Raw genomic sequence first — 21,616 nt, 5'->3', positions numbered from 1 at the left:
ATCCTACTTATACAATCATCCCCTGAGCTGACTCTGCTGCACTTGCTGCAACAACTGCTCTAAATTCGCAGCTGCTGGAAGACACTTCAACGCTTGGCAAACTAAGCCAACACTTCCCTGTGGTAATTTAGCTACTGCAACCAAGCCAGTACTAGGTAGATACTTTGGGATGAGAGACTGTATCTGCTCTGTGGTGGTGCGGATTAAGGTACAGTTACGATACCAATCCAATGCTATAAACAAGCTGGGACAAGCTTGGGGAGCGCGGCTCATCACACTTCTAAATGCTTTTAACCCTTGCTCGGCTAAATCTAAGTAATCAAGATTGTCGGTTAAAAGAGCGATACGGACAAGGTTGGCGATCGCAACTCCATTAGCCGAAGGTGTGGCATTATCTGCATAGCTTCGCTCTCGCACAATTAAATCTTGACTTGCGTCAATAGATGTGTTATAATATCCACCTAGTTCGACGCTCCAAAGATGTTCGTGGAATTCCTCAAGGATTGCGATCGCTCTTTCGAGCCACAAGGAAGATGAGTTGTCAGTCAGTGAAACTTGGTGTAAATCCAGTAGCGCTTTAATAAAAAAAGCGTAATCTTCAGACTGAGCGAGTACTGTAGCTTCACCTTCGTAATTCAATCGATGGAACCGCCCATCGACAAACTGATGATCCAAGATAAAGTTCGCTGCTTTTGCTGCTAGTTCCAGATACTCTGGTTGTTGAAAGACTCCATACGCCCTTGCTAAACCGGAAATCATCAAGCTATTCCAGGCGACAATCATCTTTGTATCTGTCACCGCCGGAATGCGTCCTTTCCAGTTTTCCGTTTTCGCTTCCTGGTTGTTGCGGGCGGGAAAGTCTCTACTGACTCAGGTGCTGCACCGTAGCGAACAGCAAACAGTTTTGCGAGTGCGCTTTCCAAGGTTGCACTCAGTTGTCCTGGACTACGCCTTTGCAACACATTCTTACCTTCAAAGTTACCATTAGGTGTAACTGTAAACTGCTGTTGCAATTCTGTTAGTTCTTCAGAAGTGAGCAGTTGCTGCAATTCGCTGTAACTCCAGACGTAAAACGCGCCTTCCTCTGGTTCTGCTTCTGTGGGAGTGGTGAAACTATCTGCATCTTGGGCTGCATAGAAGTAGCCAGTTGGCGCAGTCATTTCTCGCTTCAGCCATTCGACTGTTTTGGCGATCGCCCGTTCAAAAGCTGGCTCTTGGACTCCTGCGTTCCACAAATTAGCCAGATACTCTACAATCTGACCGTTGTCGTAGAGCATCTTTTCAAAGTGCGGTACTGTCCAAGTGTGGTCTACAGTGTAGCGGTGAAAGCCACCTGCCACATGATCATAAATCCCGCCCAGTGCGAGATCTAGTCCCCGCTGGGTACAAACTTGCTTGCCATCATACCGCGATTCAAAATCAAACCTGGTTCCCCTTAATGCAAGTTCTGCGTAAGGAATCATCGGGAAGCTGTTACCGGTTTGATTGGGTGTGATGATACCTGTAGAAGTTTCCCAACCTTTGTGCAACAATTCTCTATCTTGAGATTCTGTGACTCCATCGGGTTGCAACACTGCGGAGGTGAGGAGTGACTCAAGAATGACTGCTTTGCGATCGCGTAAATCTTCTTTTTCTGTATCGTAGTAGTGACGAATTGCTTGTAGGACTTGCAAAAAGCCAGGACGACCGTAGCGTGGTTCAACTGGGAAGTAGGTACCAGCGTAGAATGGTACTAAATCATCTGGGGTGAGAAAAACGTTTAAAGGCCAACCCCCTTGACCGCTCATCATTTGCAAAGCTTGCATATAAATGCTATCAAGGTCTGGTCTTTCTTCCCTATCTACTTTTATAGGAAGAAAGTTGGCGTTCATGTACTGGGCAATAGCCGCATCGGAAAAAGCCTCTCCTTCCATAACAGTACACCAGTGGCAACTGGAGTAGCCAATGGAAAGAAATATTGGTTTATTCTGTGCCTTTGCCGTTGCGAGTGCTTCGTCACACCAAGACCACCAATCAATAGGGTTTTCGGCGTGTTTGCGGAGGTAGAGACTTTGAGCTTGAGCCAGACGATTAGTCATGATAAGATGCCTGTGGACAGACTTCTTTGCCCAGTCTAGCTTGTTATGGAGATATTGACTTCATAGCCTTTCAGAGAAGAAACTACTCAGAACCCAGAACTCCGAAATCACAAGGTTAAGCACATTCTTCCTTGCATGAACTAAGAGGTATGTTGCGCTCATCTTGGTCTCAAGAAAGCGGATTCCTCCTTTGGAGACGGGGAAAGTCTTTCCTTATTAAATCCCTGCTCCTTGTATCTGTGGAGATATTCTGACTACTATGTTCTGTGTTCTTCTTAAAACTCTATGCTTTGGTGAATCGCATAAACATGCTGATGATTCCCAAACCCTATCGCTTTGGTGAAATAATATTATTCAACTGAATTGAGCACTGCTCTTGCAATTGGAGCTGACATTGCACCTGAAGTTGGTGTTGCCTCTGTCTTGATTGTCGTTGGGCTAAGACCTGCTATCAGGTGGAGTAAGAAGGTGATGATGGCGGCTTGCACAAGTTTTTCGGTCATGGCAACTTCCTCTAACTTTAGGTGGGTGACATCTTGAGTACAATTTGTTAATTCGATTGCTCCCTGTATTATTTATCTACCCAACGAAGCGTTTCTATTCCGGAAAAGACCTAGTAAAAATGCTGACAAATTTACACAAACGTAACAAGACGCAAGTTTTCTGACAAAAGTAGTCAAGTTCAATAGAAATAACTAGTACCGCTTTGGCGAATTCACGCCTTCAAAAACCCTTGTGTTATATAGCTTTTGACATTGTGTGAGATGGTATGTTTATTTCCGGCATAACCTACTACACAGGTATAAACAGACAAAAAAGTAGAATTTCTGAGCATAAAAGCCTTCAGTTCGCAGTTACTTCAAATGCTGCTAACTTCTTGCACGAATTTTTTTTCCAAGATTGGGTTCGGGCTTCAGGAAAACAATCAGCCGTTGCAATCGATAAAATGTATGTAAATTAGTTACAAACAGTCTGCATGATTCCTATCGTTATTGAACAATCAGGTCGTGGCGAACGCGCTTTTGATATTTACTCACGGCTGTTGCGTGAGCGCATCCTTTTTTTGGGACAGCCGATTGATAACAACGTAGCTAACTTGATTGTTGCCCAGCTGCTGTTCTTGGATGCAGAAGACTCGGAGAAAGACATTTATATGTACATAAACTCTCCTGGTGGTTCGGTAACAGCAGGTATGGGGATATTCGACACTATGAGGCACATCCGCCCAAACATCTGTACAATATGTACCGGTTTGGCAGCAAGTATGGGTGCTTTCCTCCTCACTGCTGGTACCAAGGGTAAGCGGATGAGTTTACCCCATTCTCGGATTATGATTCACCAACCATTGGGTGGCGCTCAAGGACAAGCGACTGATATCGAAATTCAGGCACGGGAAATCCTTTACCATAAGCAGCAGCTCAATCAATATTTAGCCGAGAACACTGGTCAGCCATATGAAAAAATTGCTGAGGATACAGAAAGAGACTTCTTTATGTCGCCTGAGGAAGCAAAGGATTATGGCTTAATCGACCTAGTGATTGACCGTCACGCTGCTGGTAGCCGTCCAATGGCTGTGGTGTAGTCAGTTATCAGTGAACAGTTATCAGTTATCAATTATTCATTCTTGACTGATGACTGTTCACTGTTTCAAAATCCTGCTAATGGATCTAGGGGTGTAGGTTGAGATTCTAAGTATCTCAGGAAATCGTGCAATTCGTCGTCACTCAGTAAATGACGCGATCGCTTGCCATAGGTTTTTATCAGATAATCTCGCCCCTGGTCTGTTGTCCAACCTAGACGCTGCATTTCGACCCCGATTTTAGCGATATCATCCGACTGATCAACAGGTTCGCTCTTCTTCTTTTTCTTTGTTGTTGCTGTTTGGGTTCCGAGATCTTCTAGTGAACTGCTGTAACTGCGTGACCCAAAAGGTGTCACATTACTTGGAGAAATCTCAGGTATCGTGTTATTTTCTTGGTTACCAGAGATCATTCCCAAGTTTTCCAATGGGGTGTCGAATTGGGTTTCCTGCTTGTCATGAGTAGGAAAGCGTTCAATAAACTCTTGGTTTTTACTATCGTTTATCCCGATGACAGATGAAACTGCTGGGGGGGTTGGAGTGACTTCTGTTTGAGGAAAACTGTTGACAGGGGAATATGTATCGTTGACTTGGTTTATTGTCAAAGTAGGGGTTGGCTTTACCTGGTTAGCAGGTTCTCCTGAAACAACTACTGACTCCTGTGGCGAACTGGTGATTCCTAAAACTACCAGCGCCCGATTTCTAGCTTGGTCTTCTGCTTCTTCGAGTGTTTCTGCTGCAGCCATTCCAGTGGCGCGGGTAACACCATCAATTTGTACGCTTGCCCGAACAATATATTTACCGTGATAAATTTGCACTAATTCAGAAATCAGATTGCCTTCGGGATATTTGCTCCGAAATTGAGCCAACATAATACTGCCACCAATCGAAAGTCTGTTGAATAAAGGGTTTGCTGCTAAGAAGTGTGTCCAAGCTTGGACTCGTTGTTGGGTTATGTACAACATACTCTCACTTCATGAGTGCCAACGAAGAATGCTTGAACAATTAGCAGTTACCAATGACCAGTTATCAGTTTCATCCGCCTGTTCACTGATCACTGATGATCCTTCGGATTCGCCAGTCGCCTAGGTCGGGAGACCCTCCAAAGGGCGCTGGCTCACTGATGACTGATTTAATCCGTGTCCTGATTGTAGCACGAGGTTTTTCGGGCAAATTTTTGGCTACTGCTTGTTGACCAAAGGTGATTTCGTTGTCCTTGCTATACTAATTACCTAATTAGTAATGTAGAACTATTTTCTGTAAGTGCGCTCTGTATCTACAATAATGAAGGAATGGTTCTTCCTCACAGCTTGTTTGCTGCTGATCTAATTGTTTCCGATCCTACATATGGGTCAATTAGATTTGTCGGCAGTTTCTCCTAGTTAAAAATCAGAGTGACATGGCGTAAAAGTACCTTAAAACCAGACAATCGAACACCTGCGATTTCCCTAAAGAGTGCTTTTGGGCAGCGTGGAGACTTCTCCAACGTACGTAACTCAAACACCCGTTGCGTAATTACCGAGGGGGCAAAATCTCAAACGGGCGTACTTTGAAAGATTGTCTAAGAGAAGGAACTTGAACGTATTGACGCTCTGAGATGTTCGTGCAGTGCCCAAAGATTGTTGGGCAATTCGTTTCCCGAAGAGTGTCTGTAGTCGTGAGGGTACACAGCACAGAACCAGATTCAAAAAAAAATGATGTTTTGACCAAAGGCCGGTTCACTGCATGGAATTTTCAATCGCTACACTTCTGGCAAATTTCACTGATGATAAATTAGTGGCTCGTAAACTTTTGGAAAAGAAACTTGGTTGCGAAGATGAAGCCAGTTTACAAAAGCTTCATATCGCTTTGGAAATACTGGAAAGAATCGGAGTTTTAGTCAAAGAACGTGGCAAGTATCGTCGAGTCACAGAAGAAGGGCTGATTGAAGCAAAACTCCGTTGTTCCAGTAAAGGCTTTTGCTTTGCAATTCAAGATGTGGAAGGAGCTGAAGATATTTATATCCGGGAAAGCCATCTGAGTAATGCTTGGAATGGCGATCGCGTTTTAGTTAGAGTTCTTAAAGAAGGTAGTCGTCGCCGCTCCCCAGAAGGAGAAGTTAAGTTAATCTTAGAACGCTCGAATCACACCTTACTAGCGCGGATTAAGCAAGTAGAAAGTGGATATCGTGCCGTTCCCTTAGACGATAGGCTACTGTTTGAACTCAAAGTGCAAGCAGAAGGCATTAAGTTGGAACAAGCAGTTGACCACCTCGCTCATGTGGAAATTTTGCGTTACCCATTAGCACAATATCCACCATTGGGTCGGGTTGTGCAAATCCTTGGGAGCGACGCAGAAGCGGCGGCGGATATAGATTTAGTCACCTGCAAGCACGACCTTTCGCGGACTTTTCCAGAAGCCGTACAAGAAGCAGCCTCAAAATTGCCCAAAAAGCTACTCAAGGCAGATTTCAAAAATCGGCTGGATTTGCGGCACTTATTAACGTTGGCAATTATTGGCAACAACAATGACTCGAAGGTAATAGAAAATGCTTTCACCTTAGAGAAAACAAGCGCGGGAAATTGGCGGTTAGGTTTTCATATTGCTGATATTTGTCACCTGATTCAACCAGACGAAGCCCTTGATCGAGAAGCACTCAAGCGCGGGCGCTCAGTGTATCTGGGAGAATTGGTGTTGTCGATGTTACCAGAGGTAGTTGCAGAACGCTGTGGTTTATTGCCCGGAAGCGATCGCTTGGCTCTATCTTTTTTAATAACAGTTGATTCAAACTCGGGAGAAGTCCTGGAGTGGGAAATTCAACCCAGCGTCGTCAAAGTAGATGTCGCACTGAGCGAACAACAAACAGAGGCAATTCTGAGCAACCAATCTACCGAAAACTCAGCGCAAATTGTAGAGATAGTCCAACAACTCACTAGTTTACAGCAGTTGTTAAGACAGGTACGCTTGGGTCGTGGCTGCTTGCAGTTAAATCTGCCACCAAACCAAAATCCATACTATGATGAGGGCGCTTTGGGGTGTGTGATAACCAATGATTTACCTGTACACTCGCTGTTAACTGAGTTTGTGCTACTGGTTAACCAACTTACGGCGACCCATTTGAATGCCCTGGGTATCCCTGCCATTTGGCGAATCCAAGGCGCACCCGATACCGAAGATGTTCAAGAGATGCTGAAATTAGCAATCAATCTCGGCATTGAACTGACCCTAGAGCCGGAAATAGATATTCAACCCCTAGATTATCAACAATTGACCAGAGTTTTTGCAGAATCAGCATCCGAACAAGTCCTTACCTACTTGTTGCAAGACACACTCAAGCCAGCTACGTACAGTATAACCAAAGGATCTCACTTTGGCTTGGCATTACCAGAATATACGCAATTTACAGCCCCGTTGCGGCGTTATCCGGATTTGCTGATGCAAAGGGTATTTTATACGTTACTTGAACACGGACGCGATCGCCGCAATACCCGTGTCAAAGAACGTGTCAACCTGCGCCACTCCTCCAGCCACGGTGAAATTAACTGGAACGTCCTGCCGCCTGAATTGCAACAAGAACTTCAAAGCGATTTAATGAGAGTGATTGTCCAGCTCAACGATAGAGAAAAAGAAGTTCAAGAAGCAGAAGCCGACTTGGCAGGATTGCAAAGAGCCTCACTGATGAAACAGCGTATTGGCGAAGTTTTCACTGGTGTGATCACAGGAGTCCAATCCTACGGGTTCTTTGTAGAAATCGAAGTTCCACCAGCCGAGTCAAACACAGTTGGCAATCCTCGCGTACCACTGCGGGTAGAAGGACTGGTACACGTCAGTTCTCTCAAAGACGATTGGTATGAGTATCGCGCCAGACAACAAGCATTGTTTGGTCGCAAAAACCGCGCTTCCTATAGACTAGGCGATCGCGTCGCTGTGCAAGTTAAGAGTGTTGATTATTACCGCCAGCAAATCGATTTAGTCACTGTTGGTAGCGATGGCGCTGTTTTTGGTAAGGATATCAGCATTCCCAATCGCGATGACTCAGACTTGTACTTAGCACACGACGAGGATATGGAACCGGATGACTTAGAACAGTATGCTGAGGATGAATGAAGCAATTAGAAACTGGGGATTGAGGAAAGAGGATACACCAGACACCCCAGACGCGGGGACGCGGGGAAATTTCCTCTCTCCGCGTCCCCGCACCTCCCCACGCTAGTTGCCACGCTTGAGGAAGCGGCTTCTGTCCCTCGTCTTCCTCGCAATTTTTCATCTCCAATTCCTGGTAATTTCCACATATAATAGCGTGCCCGATAACACAAAACCGCTCATTTTAGGCGTATCAGGTGCCTCTGGTCTGATTTACGCCGTTCGCGCTCTCAAATTTCTGCTAGAAGCCAACTATGAAATTGAATTGGTTGCTTCCAAGTCAACTTACATGGTTTGGCAATCTGAGCAGAATATTCGTATGCCAGTAGAGCCCACTCAACAAGAGCAATTTTGGCGACAGCAAGCAGTCGTTGAAGAAGCGGGTAAGCTACGCTGTCATCCTTGGAGTGATGTCGGGGCAAATATTGCCAGTGGTTCCTTTCGCACCTTAGGGATGATTGTTATTCCATGCAGTATGAGTACTGTAGCCAAGTTAGCAGCTGGTTTAAGTTCCGACTTACTGGAACGTGCGGCGGATGTCCAGCTCAAAGAAGGGCGAAAGCTGGTTGTGGTTCCCCGTGAAACTCCCTTTAGCTTGATTCACCTTCGCAACTTAACCACGCTAGCCGAAGCCGGAGTCAGAGTTGTTCCCGCCATTACCGCTTGGTATCACAATCCCAAAACCATTGAGGACTTAGTTGATTTTGTGGTAGCCCGTGCGTTGGATCAACTCGATATTGATTGTATACCAATTCAAAGATGGCAAGGTCGTCAAGATTAGTCACAATAGGGGAGATGGGGAAATGAGGAGCAGGGGAGTTCAAGAGCCGGGGAGAATAATTTTTGACTAATGACTAATAACTAATAACTAATGACTAACAACTAATGACTAATGACTAATGACTAACAACTAATGACTAACAACTATGGCTGTATTTCGGTTAATTTTGTTAGTGGCAGTGTTGGGAGGACTAACGCTTTTGCTAGCCCAGAACTGGTCTCCTGAACTCCCGCTTGTATTTTTGGGGATGAAATCCAAACCAATTCCACTGGCGATTTGGATTTTGTTCAGTACTGCTGCTGGTGGTTTGACAACTGTATTCGTCACAAGCTTATTCAATTTGTCTAATTATTTTGCAGGACAACGTCGAACCCCGCTTAGGGAGCGTGCAAGTACAAGGCGTACAAGTCAAAGCCAAACTCGTAGGGAAGAACCAACCCCCCCTCCTTCTGGCTCATCATCAGGTAGCAAAACTGAGTCAACGCGAAGCAGTGATACTTCTGATGATGACTGGGAAACAAATAGCAGCACAGATGATTGGGACTTTGAAGAAAAAGAAGAAGCGCCTATACCTAATCCTCAAAATACACAAGTCAGAGACTCTAACACTTACGAACGTCAACAAGAACCCAAAAGCAGCTCTAAATCTGATTCAGTTTACTCCTACAGGTACCGCGAACCGAAAAATTCTGGAGTGGGGAAAACTGAATCCGTTTACGATGCTGACTATCGAGTGATTATCCCCCCTTATCAACCACCGACGACTAGTCAACCCGAAACCAATCAAGCTGAAAATGATGATTGGGGGTTTCTGGATGACGATTTTGAGGATGAGGATAAGCGCCCTCGTCGTTGAGTGTTTTCGACTAAATTCCACAACGTTCACGGGACTCCTGCTTGACTTTTCCAGTCATGGCAGCTTCCTGCAAGTTCATGAAAGCATTTAAGTCCTCCATATCATACCGGGTTGTCAGCAACACTCGCAGTTGATTTTCTGCTTCAACAGTTAAATAGCCAGTTGCTAAAGCTTTTTGCACAACATCTCGAATCCGAGTCATGGTTGAAACCTCAAACGACCACACTTAGAGCACACTTATATTTATTTAATCGGGCTGTTTTAGATAAAATATGCATTGGCTTTGTGCCTCAACCGCTGAGTTGGCAAAGCTTTTTTGCACCTTTCCTGATAACGAGTCATCTTTTACACCTTGAACGAAAACACTGGCTTGTTGACTACAGCTTACTGGAACTCATTACTGGGGCACCAACATAGTGCTGGTAGAAACACAGTGTTGTCTAATAGATAGAATTGCCCCAGCAAATAGTAAGTTACGCTTGTTTATATTGACCGACATCGTCAGGATAAAGTTTCAATCAAGTTTTATTAAGTTTCTGTTAAGCCTAAAGATACCTAACCCAGAACAGATAAATCACCTAACAAATGTTATGAAATTCGTTAGAAATTCATAGTGTATTTAATTTGACTTCATATAAAAATAGGTATGATATTGCCTTGGGTTATTCTAAATAAATAATGGTAATGACGGCATCTGATTCAAATAAGGTAGAAGAGGAATTTACAGAAGCTAAAAATAATTGGGAGCTAGAAAAATTATACGTTGATTTAAGTTCTGCAAAAGGAAAAGGCCTCACACCTGTTGAAAAAAAATTCCTGCGAGGTTTACTTTGCGGGTTTAGTCCAGCGGAAATTGCCAATCTAGTTTATCAAAGTCGTAGTAGCAGTACGGTCAGAGTCTATCTTTCTAATGGATTGTATAAATATATAGAAGAAATGTTGAGTAACCAAGCAGGATACTCAATTAAAGTGAAAAATTGGAGTCGGGTAACTCATTTACTAGAAAAAGCAGGTTATAAAAAAGTTTTGCTGGAAATAGAGCCAATCAGCAACCAAATCAACCAAATAAAAACAAATAATATCAAACAGACCGATTTTACTGCTATGAAATCAGTCAAAACGCAAGATTGGGGTGAAGCCGTTGATGTTAGTATTTTCCAGGGAAGGACGACAGAATTAGCTCAGACAACAGAATGGATTGTCCAAGAACACTGTCGGCTTGTTGTCCTTTTAGGTATGGGAGGAATTGGCAAAACCGCTTTGTCAGTCAAGCTAGCAGAACAAATCAAGGATAAGTTTGAGTATGTGATTTGGCGAGCGCTACACCTTGCTCCTCCTCCAAATATCTTCTTGAATGAACTCATAAAAATTTTGTCACCTACACAACAGACAAAAGATTTAGAAGTTGTAGGTGGTAGTATATCGCAACTCATTGATTGTTTACGTTCTTCACGTTGTCTCATTGTATTAGATAATTTTGATGCAATTTTAAGCAGCGAATATACTAGCGAGTCAGACATATATCCTACCTCTAGTGCTTCTCACTCAAACATCAACAATTCTTCTGTATTTTATCTCCCTCAAATTCGTTATCGTCCAGGATATGAAGGTTATGGAGAATTGATTAGACGAGTGGGCGACTCTCAACATCAAAGCTGCTTAGTTTTAACGAGTCGGGAAAAACCTCCCGAAATTCCTGCTTTGCAAGGAGAAAAGCTACCTGTTCGTTGTTTAAAAATAACTGGTTTAAGTAATGCCGAAAGCATGGAGATTCTTAAACTTAAAGGGCTTCCTTGTTTACCAGAAGAATGCAAAATATTAATAGATTTCTATGCAGGTAATCCCTTATTTCTTAAATTAATTGCTACCGCTATTCAAGAATTATTTGGAGGCAATATTTATGAATTTTTAGAGCAAGGTACCAGGGTTTTTGGCGACATTCGAGCGATTTTAGACCAACAGTTTAGTCGATTATCTAGCTTAGAAAAGCTAATTATGTACTGGTTGTCTCTAAATCAAGATTTGGGTTCAATGCGTAAATTGCAGACAGAGATTATACCACGAGTGCCGCAAAGATTAATATTAGAGGCAATAGAATTATTGCAAAGGCGCTCTCTGATGGAGCGGCAAGCATCTCGCTTTCGTCAAATCCCTGTCTTGATAGAGTACGTTGCAGAACGATTAATTGAGGATAATTTTAAATTAATGCAAGAAAAACCAAGCTCATTAGTGATGAGCTATTCAATTTTTGAAGCACAAATGAAAAATTACATTAGAGATATACGTTTAGGCACCGAGATTTGAAGTAAATTGGTTATTGGTTCGTAGTGGTGCTTAAGCCTTACTACAAGACTAATGACTCATAACTAATGACTAATGACTAATGACTTGTTAAAAGGAGTCAACCTGTACTTAATTGGCATGATGGGCGTTGGCAAGACGACTGTAGGGCGCTTGTTAGCACAACATTTGGGCTACGGGTTCGTTGATACTGATACCGTAATTGAGAAAGCTGCGGGTGATAAACCGATAACCCAACTGTTTAGTGAACAAGGGGAAGCAGCGTTTCGCCAGTTGGAAAGTCAGGTACTGTCACAAGTGTGTGCTTTCACCAAACTTGTCATTGCAACGGGTGGGGGTATTATCGTACGGCGAGAAAACTGGAGTTACCTGCACCACGGCTTGATTGTCTGGCTGGATGTACCCGTGGAAATACTGTACAGCCGACTAGCAGAGGATACGACAAGACCACTGCTGCAAGATACTGATCTTGAAGCCAAGCTGCGATCGCTCCTCGATGTGCGACAACCTCTTTATGCACAAGCGGATCTGCGAATCACTATTAGTGAAGGAGAAACACCAGAACAAGTTGCCACACGGATTATTGACGAGATTCCCAGCGTCCTGAAACCAAAAGTTTCTCATCCTGAACTTTCTTAACAAAAGATTAACAATTAAGAGTAAAAACTAAAAATTTCCAGTTTGTACGTGGAAGAAATTTGCACTACCGAGAAGATTTTATGAGTTTTTAGTTCCTTAAAGGGATTATTAATATAGATATCCACTTTTTTGCCCTAAGGTTAAGTCCTAAGTGGCATTTGTTACATAATACACTTTTTCTTTCCCGTAATTGTCATTGATCCAGACGAAAACACAAGATATCTATCAATAGCTCCTCATGATGGTCAGCGAAACTGAGTACATAAGGCAAGATGCCGCCAGCCGCGTACAAGTGCTAAGCGAAGCACTACCGTACATTCAACAATTTACTGGTCGAACCATTGTTGTCAAATACGGTGGTGCGGCAATGAAAGATAGCAATCTCAAAGATAAAGTCATCCGCGACATCGTATTTTTATCATGCGTCGGCTTACGACCAATTGTGGTGCATGGCGGTGGACCGGAAATTAATAGTTGGTTGGATAAACTGGGAATTGAACCGCAATTTAAAAATGGTTTACGAGTGACTGATGCCCCCACAATGGATGTGGTGGAAATGGTGTTAGTTGGTCGAGTCAATAAAGAAATAGTCGCCTTGATTAACCAAGCCGGTGGTTCAGCAGTGGGACTTTGCGGCATAGATGGTAACTTAATTACAGCTCGTCCTCAAGGTGAAGAAGGCATCGGCTTTGTGGGGGAAGTTAGCAGTGTTGATATCAAAATTTTGGAGACACTCGTCAACAATGGCTACATTCCCGTAGTTTCCAGCGTTGCAGCAGACGAGTCAGGACAATCATACAACATTAACGCCGACACCGTAGCTGGAGAAATAGCAGCAGCAATCGGAGCAGAAAAATTGATTTTGCTGACTGACACCAGGGGAATTCTCAAAGACTACAAAGACCCTTCTACCCTGATTCCCAGAGTAGACATTCAAGAAGCCCGCGAATTGATTACGACAGGTATAGTCAGTGGTGGGATGATCCCCAAGGTGAATTGTTGCGTGCGATCGCTTGCTCAAGGAGTTCGTGCAGCTCATATCGTCGATGGTCGCATCCCGCATGCACTGCTGTTGGAAATCTTTACTGATATTGGTATCGGTACAATGCTCGTTGGCTCGCAGTTTACACTCTAGTAGGGGAAGTGGAGGAGTGGAGGAAGTAAGGGGAGATAGGGAAGCAAATACCTCCTCATCCCCTTCATCCCCCTCATCTCCCTCATCTCCCCTTTACCGATTGTCAAAGGTTTTGTATTATGCACGGAACCCGGTCTTTTTGTTGGGTTAAATCGTGTGCCAGCAGCTAGGAAGCAGATGAAGAAGGGTTTTGCCCCTTCTTTAATTACACTGTGGCAGAGCAGGGCTGCCCCAAGCTTGGGGAATAACTTTTTCTAGACGAGATTTTTCAAAACGACTGATAGCAAACAAATCCTTTGACTGACCTGCAAACATCTCAGTTGGAGTACCAAATGCAATTGCTGCCAAATATCCGGAAGACGCAACTATTTTCTTTACCCTGGAATCATAGTTACCGTAAGGATAAGTAAAATAAATAATAGGACGATTTAATTTAGCCTCAAGTATCTTCTTAGATTCTACAACTTCTTTATAAAGCTGTTTATTTGATATTTTTGTGAGGGCAGGATGAGTTTTACTGTGGGAAGATATTGTAATTAGTGGGTCACTAGCCATGATTCTTAATTGTTCCCAAGTAACATGAGTACGACCAGCATTAACTCCTACACCGCTCGTATGAATAGCAAAAACAGCCGGATAATTGTATTTTTTCAACAGAGGATAAGCATATTCATAGTGTCCACCATAACCATCATCAAAAGTCAGCAAGATAGGTTTTTCTGGTAATGGGCTTCCTGTCCGCAAGTGAGCAATCAGCCGATTTAAACTAATAGGAGTCATCTGATTCGATTTAATTAGTTCAAAATGTTTCTTTAACTCTTGGGGTGTTAAATCATAAATTACTTCCTTTTTTAAGATAATATCGTGATACATAATGACAGGAACTCTAGCTTTAAAAGCAGCTTGGTGTATTGTTGGTACTCGCTCGGCGGGCAAAGATAACACTTTGTCATCCGCAACCGTCTTAAATAATATTTCGGATCTAGATAATACTTGATTGCTTGTAGGCTCCAGTTCCCTACCTATATTTTTATATTTGCTACATAGAAGTTGATTATTAGACTGTTTTAGGGAAACTATTATAGGAATTGATGTATTTAAATAAAAACTTTGCAATTCAGTTGCAATCACCCTGTATGAACCAAAAATCCAAAAACAAGCTGTGGATAAAAACGCAATTTTTATGAAATGAAACTTTCTTTTATTTTTTGGCAGCATTTTTTCTTCTCTTAGTCAGAATCCTTTGTTACTCACACCCCCAATTAGATGCGTTTGCCCTGAGCTAAACCCCTAATACTAGCAAAGGGTGCAAAGGTCTGGTGTGGTGTGGTGTTTAGAAGCGCAACTAACGATCATCAATTACGGAAATTGTTTCCCGAATTCATCCCCTGCAATAACTGTTGTCTGGAACGTGTACTTATTATTTCTCTGATAGCGCTTATCCTACTTGAGAAAAGCGAGAACTTAAATAGGTGGCAATACTAAAGTACGACTAAAGAGTAGTCGCAGTAATATGCCTCAGAAACTGGTTTGACGGGCCGAATTGAATTTGGTAATTGCTTCAGACTTCAATAAGCGGAAGTAGATATTTTGTTATATCGCCCCTTGACTTTACTACTCAAGTAAAAAATTCCAAAAATATTGCTACTAATGGTAGCGGCTGTTGGCAAAATAAAGACAGTGCTGATTTTTGTGCAAACCGTGAGTTCAGAAAGTCTAGAAATTGCCAAAGCTAAATACCAAACTGGGAAAGTTGCCTTTGAAAACGGGCAGTACCGAGAAGCTGTTGAAGAACTGGAAAAGGCAAGTGCCCTCTTGGCTCGTAATTCTCGCCTTGGTGGGGAGGTACAAATTTGGTTGGTCACAGCTTATGAAGCAGCAGGGCGCACAGAAGATGCTCTTGCCCTGTGTGAACAACTCAAGCGCCATCCCCATCTAGAAGTTAGTAAGCAAGCAAGGGAGGTGCATTACATCCTTAAAGCACCCAGGTTGAACCGACCAAAGGAATGGATGACCGAAATTCCTGATTTAGGCGCAGTACCTGATAATGAAGCTAAAATTCGTTTGAGTGCAAATAATCCCAAATCTTCAGGGCGGCAGATGCCTCCTGAGCCGGAATTTGTTGACCTCAACCAGGTAAATACCAGAGATAATCGATTTATTTGGATGGCATTGATTGTCATTGGTTTAACGGTGGCTAGCTTGGTTTGGTTTAGTTTTTAAACCGCACCGCTGAAGACGCAGGTAAGGAAAAAACAGAGATGAGTTGACTTTTATGGGGTTTTATAGTAATGATTTTATCGGGTTTGTTAAATTCTGTGCTTGGGAAATTTAATCGCGTTTTTCCAATCCGAAATCCTATTTTGTGGGTTGTGCTGTTAACGTCTCTGCTGCTATCTGGTTGTGTCAACTATAATGTAGGCGTTAATTTTGGCAATGCGAATGGCGGCGAGTTTGTCCAGCACATTAAGTTGGAAGAAAAACTCACCAGTTTTAGTGGCGATTCTGTATATGAATGGTTGAATAGTATCGAACGTCGCGCCCGTAAATTGGAAGGCAAAACACGACGGCTTTCTCAACAAGAACTTATTGTTTCGATTCCCTTCAGTAGCGGTCGAGAATTACAAACGAAGTTTAACGAATTTTTCCACCCTAATGGCAATCAAACATCTAAGCCCGTCGAGAGTGAATCTAACTCAGAACTGCCGAGAATTGATTCTAACTTACTGGTGTTTCAGAATAATTTCTTACTTTTAGTGCGGAATCGATTGATTTATGACTTGGATTTGCGATCGCTCGCTCTGATTTCCAGCAATGGAAATGTTTTGGCTAATCCTGGTTCAATTCTCGATTTAGACTTTAGCTTGAACACTGCTTGGGGCGCACGGAGTATGGAAAATACCGAAAATGCCATCCTTCCAGAAAAGAATGGACATCAGTTGATATGGAAGCTCAAGCCGGGAGAGTTAAATCATATAGAAGTGGTTTTCTGCCTCCCTAGTCCTTTGGGTATCGGTACTTTGTTGATTATTCTGTTTGTCTGGGCTGGGTTTTACCTGAGATACACTTTTATGCCTGATCCCAGGGTTCAGTTTGCTCCACAACCAGCAGTCACAGAACAGTCCTGAGTTCTAAGTCAATACGGTTCAGTTAACGATTTTTTGTGGAGATTTCATGCGTGTAGAGACGTGCCATGGCACGTCTCTACAAGGGTTATGGGTTATTGTTGAAGAAATTTTCTTATCTGAAGCGTATTGAGTTCTAAGTAGGGATTGCCCAGAAGACGCAGAGAGTTTTTCAACTCTTACTCGCCGCGTCCTCCTTGTCTCCCTTATCTCCCAATACGGTTCGGATAAGCCTTTTTTTTCTCCCTGCATCCCCTGCACCCCTTGCTCCCCTTACTTACCCTCAACAGATTATTTTCCCTAACCGAACCGTATTGCCTTAGGGACTTCCAAATAAAAAAATATCCAACTTTTTCTTGTGGGATGGACCGGACAGCCCGTCCTATAAATTGGGCGGGCGGGGAGCCCAACGCCCTTCGGGTTCGCCAGTTCCCTACGGCGGGAGACCCGCCTTCAGGACTGGACTCACCAGTCGCCTGCTGTCGGGAAACCCTACCAAGAGCGCTGGCTCCCCCACAAGATGGATAATTTATTTCTTGGAAATCCCTTATCTCCTACTCCTCCTGCCTCAAAAATTTCCTTATCGCACCCGTACATTAAGCTGTTGATCCCAACGCAGTGGTTTATTTGCTTTTTGCAGAGGAGATTCTGGGATTTGACCCACCGACACACCATATTTCCAGTCGGGTGGACAGATAGCAATATAGCGTGCATAACCTCCTAAGCCACCTTTAAACTTAGGATAACCAATTGCCACCAGTGCGCCTGTTTCTGGTACTTGATCTAAATTCGCGACACCTTCTGCTTGGGCATATCCGTTGTTCAATAGCCAAGCTTCTCCTTCCAAAGTTGGGGTGCTATCCGTATCAAGAGGTTCGTGTCCGTGGAAGAGAATCTGGCGCTGCAAGTGCAAAAACTGGAGGGCTTGCAGCGATACCCCAGGAAACTTTTTTCTTTTAGCGAGTTCGGGGTTGGGCCATTCCTTAGACCAGTCTGAGCGGACAAACACAACTGAGCCTTCAGGAATCCTACCATGCCGACTTTCCCAATCCTGAATATCTTGAACAGTGAGGTGATAGTTGGGATCACGAGCGACTTTGTCTTGGATCGGAATCACCACCAAGGGACGAACAGCAAAGGTTGCAGGTAACTCATCAATAGCTGGATAGTCAGGGTTCCAGTGAGCAGGTGGATCTAACTGAGTTCCAAGCTGATCAGTAGACAAGTCGTAATGAGTTGTTTCAAAGCCATCCTTTTGGTAGGTGTATGGCTTCCCCGTCTTTGGGTTGACGCTGGGTTCAAACTTGGACGGACCAAACCCTGACCAGACAGGAATTGAAGGAGCGATGGTATGCGTGAGGTCAACGTATTTAGCTTTTTTGAGTGACTGTTGATAAATCTGCCATAAGGGAGGGACAGGGCGCGGCTGTGCTGCGTTGATGGACAGGCAAACAACAACGCTCAAAAAGGTGACTAAACACAAAAGTGCGAGTTTTTTCATTTCCTATTGACTAGGGGGACAAACGCACAATTTTCCAACTACCATCGTCTAAGCGAGTGTAAAGCAAGCGATCGTGCAGGCGGTTGGAACGCCCTTGCCAAAATTCGATTTCTGTCGGGATCACTCGCAAGCCGCCCCAGTGCGGCGGTCGCTGAACATCTTGATTTTGATATTTAATTTGGAGTTCCTGCATCCGTTGCTCAAGCACTTCTCGGCTTTCTATCACCTCGCTTTGATTAGAAGCCCACGCACCCAGGCGACTGTTTAGAGGACGGCTATAAAAATACTCATCAGACTCGCTTTCTGAAACTTTTTCGACACGTCCACAAATGCGGACTTGGCGTTCTAGTTCCGCCCACCAAAAAACTAGGGATGCTTGGGGATTTTGTGCTAACTCTTGTCCTTTTTGACTGTTATAGTTGGTGTAGAATACAAAGCCCCGCTCGTCGAAACCTTTGAGCAGCACCATTCTTGCCCTTGGCTTACCATCGGGTGTGACCGTGGCAATAGTCATGGCATTCGGTTCAGGAAGTTGGGCGGATAATGCCTGGTCGAACCATTGTTTAAACTGTATAAAAGGATTGGGGTTAACATCCGAGACGCTAAGACCCTGCAAGGTGTAGTCTTTGCGAAGGTCGGCTATAGTTTTGTCCATTGTCGTTTGCTTCCTTGTTATCAAGTACATCTATGGGTGTCTTTGTTAAAAATATTTATTTATTATGGTGTCATCAGCCCCAACCAAGTTGTACTTCATGCGTCAAGGCGCTTCTAAAAGAGATAACATAAGATGCACCGTTCAGCGTCAGTTCAACGTCTGTTAATATACGGTCTGGGCGGTCCGATTATCGCTCTCAATCTCTGGTTGCTGTATCTGCTTTTTCGCTTATTCCTGCACCCAATCACTATTGTGAGCATTGCAGCAATTCTGGCTTTTTTACTCAACTACCCAGTGAAGTTCTTTGAACGTGTTACCTTGACGCGTCCTCGGGCAGTTATCATCGTTTTGCTAGTGACTCTGACGCTTTTGGTCATTCTTGGCGTGACGCTAGTGCCAATAGTGATTGACCAAACGATACAACTTTTGAATAAAATTCCGGATTGGCTAGCCACCAGTCAAGCAAATTTGGAACATATTGAAGCTTTAGCTCAGAAGCGGCGTTTACCCTTAGATTTGAGGGTGGTGAGCAATCAAATCAATGCCAACATTCAAAGTTTGGTGCAACAGCTGGCTTCTGCTGCTGTGGGATTTGCAGGGACGGTGCTGTCAGGCGTACTTGATGTGATATTAGTGGTTGTGCTGGCATTTTATATGCTTTTGTATGGCGATCGCGTATGGTCTGGCATATTCAACCTCCTCCCACCTTATATTCGATTCCCCTTGAGCACCTCTTTGCGTCTCAATTTCCACTACTTTTTCCTCAGCCAGATTTTGCTGGCGTTGTTCATGGTGGTCAGCCTTACGCCTGTTTTCTTAATTCTTAAGGTACCTTTTGCCCTGTTATTTGCCATACTCATAGGCATATCCCAACTTATTCCCTTCATTGGGGCAACTCTAGGTATTGGTTTGGTGACTTTTTTGATTTTGCTGCAAAATTGGTGGTTGGCAACTCAAGTAGCTGTCGCTGCCATTATCATCCAGCAAATCAAAGATAACCTCTTAGGTCCCAAGTTACTTGGCGATTTTATTGGCGTTAATCCCATCTGGATTTTTGTGGCTATTCTCATGGGATTCGAGATTGCTGGTTTATTAGGAACACTGGTTGCTGTCCCGATTGCAGGTACTATAAAGGGTACCTTCGATGCTATCAAAAGCGGTAATACCGCAAACAATGTCACTTAGTAGAAGTATGCTTGAATGATTGAGCAAAAAATTAATATATAAACATTATTTATATAACTATTTCTAAATTTTTATTTGTATAAAATATTATCTAACACTATACAAAATAGATTTCTTTTTATACCATTTTATCCTAGATGTGCAACTTGATTGTTTTCAAATTCCTGAAATCAAAAGTTGCATAATCCCGAAATACCATTCACAATGGTATGAGTTATGATTTTCAGGGAAGCATTGGGCAAAAACAATTACCTAGTATTTAGTTTCCAATGAGACAAGTCAACTTTGTAATAATTTTTATCTTTTGTTTAGCACTGGCTTTATTTAGCCTTGAAAATACCCAACCTGGAACAATCAATGTCGTTCCAGACTTGCAAGTGCAAGCACCAATTGCAGTTGAGTTGGTTTTGGCAAGCGGTATAGGAGCGGTTTTTGCTTGGTTATATAGTATTTGGACACATTGGCAGAGACTGCTAGTTTCAGGTCAACAAGTGCGACAGAAAAATGTCCAAATTAAGGAACTAGAAAACAAGGTTGAACAGTACCAAGCAGAAGTTCAATCATTGAAACTTGCTCTTCCACCAGCAAATGATTCCTTAGCAAAAGAAGCACAAGCTATTACCCAATAAAGGAAGTTGTTAGTGGTTAGGTGGTAGTTGTTAGTGGAACAACTAACAATCAACAACTAACCAATAACAACGCTCCAAATGCACAGACGCGCTCTCATAAAAGCGTCTCTAAGAATTCCCAATCCAAAATCCAAAGAATTAATGGATGCTTCCGAGCTATTAGAAAAAATTACACTCCTTATTCATCAGGCGGAGCTTGGGGAAATAGACCCTTGGGATGTCAAGGTGATTGAGGTGATTGACCGTTATTTAGAACTAATGGCACCGGAGGCAACCACGAGGGGTTATGAAGCCGACTTATCTCAATCAGGGCAGGCTTTTTTGTCGGCATCCAAGCTTGTGTTATTTAAAGCAAACACTTTGATGCAATTGCAATTATCAGCAGAACAAGAAGCTGTGGAAGATGATGCATTGCCAGAGAGTGAAGACGGGGTGAACTCTCATGCTCAACGCTTACCATTAGAGCGGCACTTGCGTCGTCGTCTAGCAGCAATGCCACCACCAAAGCGTCGCGTGACTCTGCAAGAACTGATTGAGCAATTGCAAGTCATGGCGCAACAATTGAAACTGGTAGAAAAAGTTAATAAACCTGCCCGTCCTAGACGCCAACCTAGTTTGCAAAGTATGCGTGCTGCATTAGAGTTGGCTCACCAGGAAAATCTTACAGAGGTGGCAATTGAGCTGGAGCAGGTGTTGCAAAGTGTCGCAACAGATCTGAGTTTACAGAAAAATTGGCTGAATCTGGAACAGCTAGTCGAGTTGTGGACTCAGACAAAGCAACCAGAACAGAATAGTACACACACATCAAGGCACAGCCATCTAGTTGTTAGCGTTTTCTGGGCGCTCCTACTGCTTTGTGCTCAATCAAAGGTAGAGCTATTTCAAGAGGAGTTTTACCAAGACATCAAAATTAGGTTACTTACAGATTCAGCCAACAACAACAAATCCATAGATAGTCCTATGAATCAAGAGTGTATAACATAGGAATCTTCATGATTTTCAGACTTTGGCTTCAGTAAACTCGAAATTC

General features: G+C 43.3%; 18 protein-coding genes and 1 pseudogene. 12 read left to right on the top strand and 7 right to left on the bottom strand.

Features of this window, described 5'->3' with window-relative positions:
- Window positions 1-15: 15 nt before the first annotated feature.
- Both V5G28_RS05485 and V5G28_RS05480 read right to left on the bottom strand, forming a co-directional pair.
- Window positions 16-2,078 (bottom strand): annotated as a pseudogene (locus V5G28_RS05485) (thioredoxin domain-containing protein).
- A 350-nt stretch (window positions 2,079-2,428) separates the two neighbouring features.
- Entirely contained in the window at window positions 2,429-2,581 is a 153-nt protein-coding gene (locus V5G28_RS05480) for a hypothetical protein (protein ID WP_332993717.1), read from the bottom strand.
- Window positions 2,582-3,054: 473 nt separating this feature from the next.
- Here V5G28_RS05480 and clpP point away from each other — a divergent pair, with 473 nt between their 5' ends.
- On the top strand, window positions 3,055-3,660 hold the full coding sequence (gene clpP, locus V5G28_RS05475; protein WP_073629776.1) for an ATP-dependent Clp endopeptidase proteolytic subunit ClpP: 606 nt from the start codon (window positions 3,055-3,057) through the stop codon (window positions 3,658-3,660).
- A 65-nt stretch (window positions 3,661-3,725) separates the two neighbouring features.
- On the opposite strand, the gene V5G28_RS05470 is transcribed toward clpP, so the two are convergent.
- Window positions 3,726-4,529: a hypothetical protein gene (locus V5G28_RS05470; RefSeq protein ID WP_332994035.1), complete on the bottom strand. Its 804-nt coding sequence runs from the start codon at window positions 4,527-4,529 to the stop codon at window positions 3,726-3,728.
- 853 nt (window positions 4,530-5,382) lie between these two features.
- Here V5G28_RS05470 and V5G28_RS05465 point away from each other — a divergent pair.
- From V5G28_RS05465 to V5G28_RS05455, 3 genes are all read left to right on the top strand, one after another.
- Window positions 5,383-7,743, top strand: a complete 2,361-nt coding sequence (locus V5G28_RS05465) for a ribonuclease R family protein (protein WP_332993714.1) — start codon at window positions 5,383-5,385, stop codon at window positions 7,741-7,743.
- A 193-nt stretch (window positions 7,744-7,936) separates the two neighbouring features.
- Entirely contained in the window at window positions 7,937-8,560 is a 624-nt protein-coding gene (locus V5G28_RS05460) for a flavin prenyltransferase UbiX (RefSeq protein ID WP_096566178.1), read from the top strand.
- 145 nt (window positions 8,561-8,705) lie between these two features.
- Window positions 8,706-9,416 carry a LapA family protein gene (locus V5G28_RS05455; protein ID WP_332993712.1) on the top strand — a complete coding sequence of 237 codons (711 nt, stop codon included), beginning with the start codon at window positions 8,706-8,708 and terminating at the stop codon, window positions 9,414-9,416.
- A gap of 10 nt (window positions 9,417-9,426) precedes the next feature.
- On the opposite strand, the gene V5G28_RS05450 is transcribed toward V5G28_RS05455, so the two are convergent.
- Window positions 9,427-9,618, bottom strand: a complete 192-nt coding sequence (locus tag V5G28_RS05450; RefSeq protein ID WP_041040868.1) for a hypothetical protein — start codon at window positions 9,616-9,618, stop codon at window positions 9,427-9,429.
- Between the two features lie 482 nt (window positions 9,619-10,100).
- Here V5G28_RS05450 and V5G28_RS05445 point away from each other — a divergent pair, with 482 nt between their 5' ends.
- The 3 genes from V5G28_RS05445 to argB all read left to right on the top strand — a co-directional run bounded on the left by V5G28_RS05445 (window position 10,101) and on the right by argB (window position 13,491).
- On the top strand, window positions 10,101-11,720 hold the full coding sequence (locus V5G28_RS05445) for an NB-ARC domain-containing protein (protein WP_332993707.1): 1,620 nt from the start codon (window positions 10,101-10,103) through the stop codon (window positions 11,718-11,720).
- Window positions 11,721-11,792: 72 nt separating this feature from the next.
- Window positions 11,793-12,356 (top strand): shikimate kinase, encoded by a 564-nt coding sequence (locus V5G28_RS05440; protein ID WP_332993705.1) that lies wholly within the window; start codon window positions 11,793-11,795, stop codon window positions 12,354-12,356.
- A gap of 238 nt (window positions 12,357-12,594) precedes the next feature.
- On the top strand, window positions 12,595-13,491 hold the full coding sequence (gene argB / locus V5G28_RS05435; RefSeq protein WP_332993703.1) for an acetylglutamate kinase: 897 nt from the start codon (window positions 12,595-12,597) through the stop codon (window positions 13,489-13,491).
- Between the two features lie 201 nt (window positions 13,492-13,692).
- Here argB and V5G28_RS05430 read toward each other — a convergent pair whose 3' ends face one another.
- On the bottom strand, window positions 13,693-14,709 hold the full coding sequence (locus V5G28_RS05430) for a polysaccharide deacetylase family protein (RefSeq protein WP_332993701.1): 1,017 nt from the start codon (window positions 14,707-14,709) through the stop codon (window positions 13,693-13,695).
- 432 nt (window positions 14,710-15,141) lie between these two features.
- On the opposite strand from V5G28_RS05430, the gene V5G28_RS05425 reads away from it, so the two are divergent.
- Both V5G28_RS05425 and V5G28_RS05420 read left to right on the top strand, forming a co-directional pair.
- Window positions 15,142-15,714 carry a tetratricopeptide repeat protein gene (locus tag V5G28_RS05425; RefSeq protein WP_332993699.1) on the top strand — a complete coding sequence of 191 codons (573 nt, stop codon included), beginning with the start codon at window positions 15,142-15,144 and terminating at the stop codon, window positions 15,712-15,714.
- Window positions 15,715-15,782: 68 nt separating this feature from the next.
- On the top strand, window positions 15,783-16,619 hold the full coding sequence (locus tag V5G28_RS05420) for a DUF3153 domain-containing protein (RefSeq protein WP_332993696.1): 837 nt from the start codon (window positions 15,783-15,785) through the stop codon (window positions 16,617-16,619).
- Window positions 16,620-17,196: 577 nt separating this feature from the next.
- Here the strand turns inward: V5G28_RS05420 and V5G28_RS05415 are convergent.
- Together V5G28_RS05415 and pdxH are read right to left on the bottom strand one after the other, a co-directional pair.
- Entirely contained in the window at window positions 17,197-18,117 is a 921-nt protein-coding gene (locus V5G28_RS05415; RefSeq protein ID WP_096566187.1) for a cyclase family protein, read from the bottom strand.
- A gap of 10 nt (window positions 18,118-18,127) precedes the next feature.
- Window positions 18,128-18,772 carry a pyridoxamine 5'-phosphate oxidase gene (pdxH, locus tag V5G28_RS05410; RefSeq protein ID WP_332993692.1) on the bottom strand — a complete coding sequence of 215 codons (645 nt, stop codon included), beginning with the start codon at window positions 18,770-18,772 and terminating at the stop codon, window positions 18,128-18,130.
- A 132-nt stretch (window positions 18,773-18,904) separates the two neighbouring features.
- Between pdxH and V5G28_RS05405 the strand changes: the two genes are divergently transcribed.
- The 3 genes from V5G28_RS05405 to V5G28_RS05395 all read left to right on the top strand — a co-directional run bounded on the left by V5G28_RS05405 (window position 18,905) and on the right by V5G28_RS05395 (window position 21,570).
- Window positions 18,905-19,957, top strand: coding sequence for an AI-2E family transporter (locus tag V5G28_RS05405; protein ID WP_332993691.1), 1,053 nt, complete (start codon window positions 18,905-18,907; stop codon window positions 19,955-19,957).
- 269 nt (window positions 19,958-20,226) lie between these two features.
- Window positions 20,227-20,586 carry a lipopolysaccharide assembly protein LapA domain-containing protein gene (locus V5G28_RS05400; RefSeq protein WP_096566194.1) on the top strand — a complete coding sequence of 120 codons (360 nt, stop codon included), beginning with the start codon at window positions 20,227-20,229 and terminating at the stop codon, window positions 20,584-20,586.
- 141 nt (window positions 20,587-20,727) lie between these two features.
- Window positions 20,728-21,570, top strand: a complete 843-nt coding sequence (locus tag V5G28_RS05395; RefSeq protein WP_332994033.1) for a ScpA family protein — start codon at window positions 20,728-20,730, stop codon at window positions 21,568-21,570.
- Window positions 21,571-21,616: the final 46 nt, after the last annotated feature.

This window comes from Scytonema sp. PRP1, from assembly GCF_036697665.2.
In the GTDB taxonomy this organism is placed as follows: Bacteria; Cyanobacteriota; Cyanobacteriia; order Cyanobacteriales; family Nostocaceae; genus Kalymmatonema; species Kalymmatonema gypsitolerans.
Note: the sequence above shows the minus strand (reverse complement) of the source record. Positions and strands in the feature narration are given on the sequence as shown.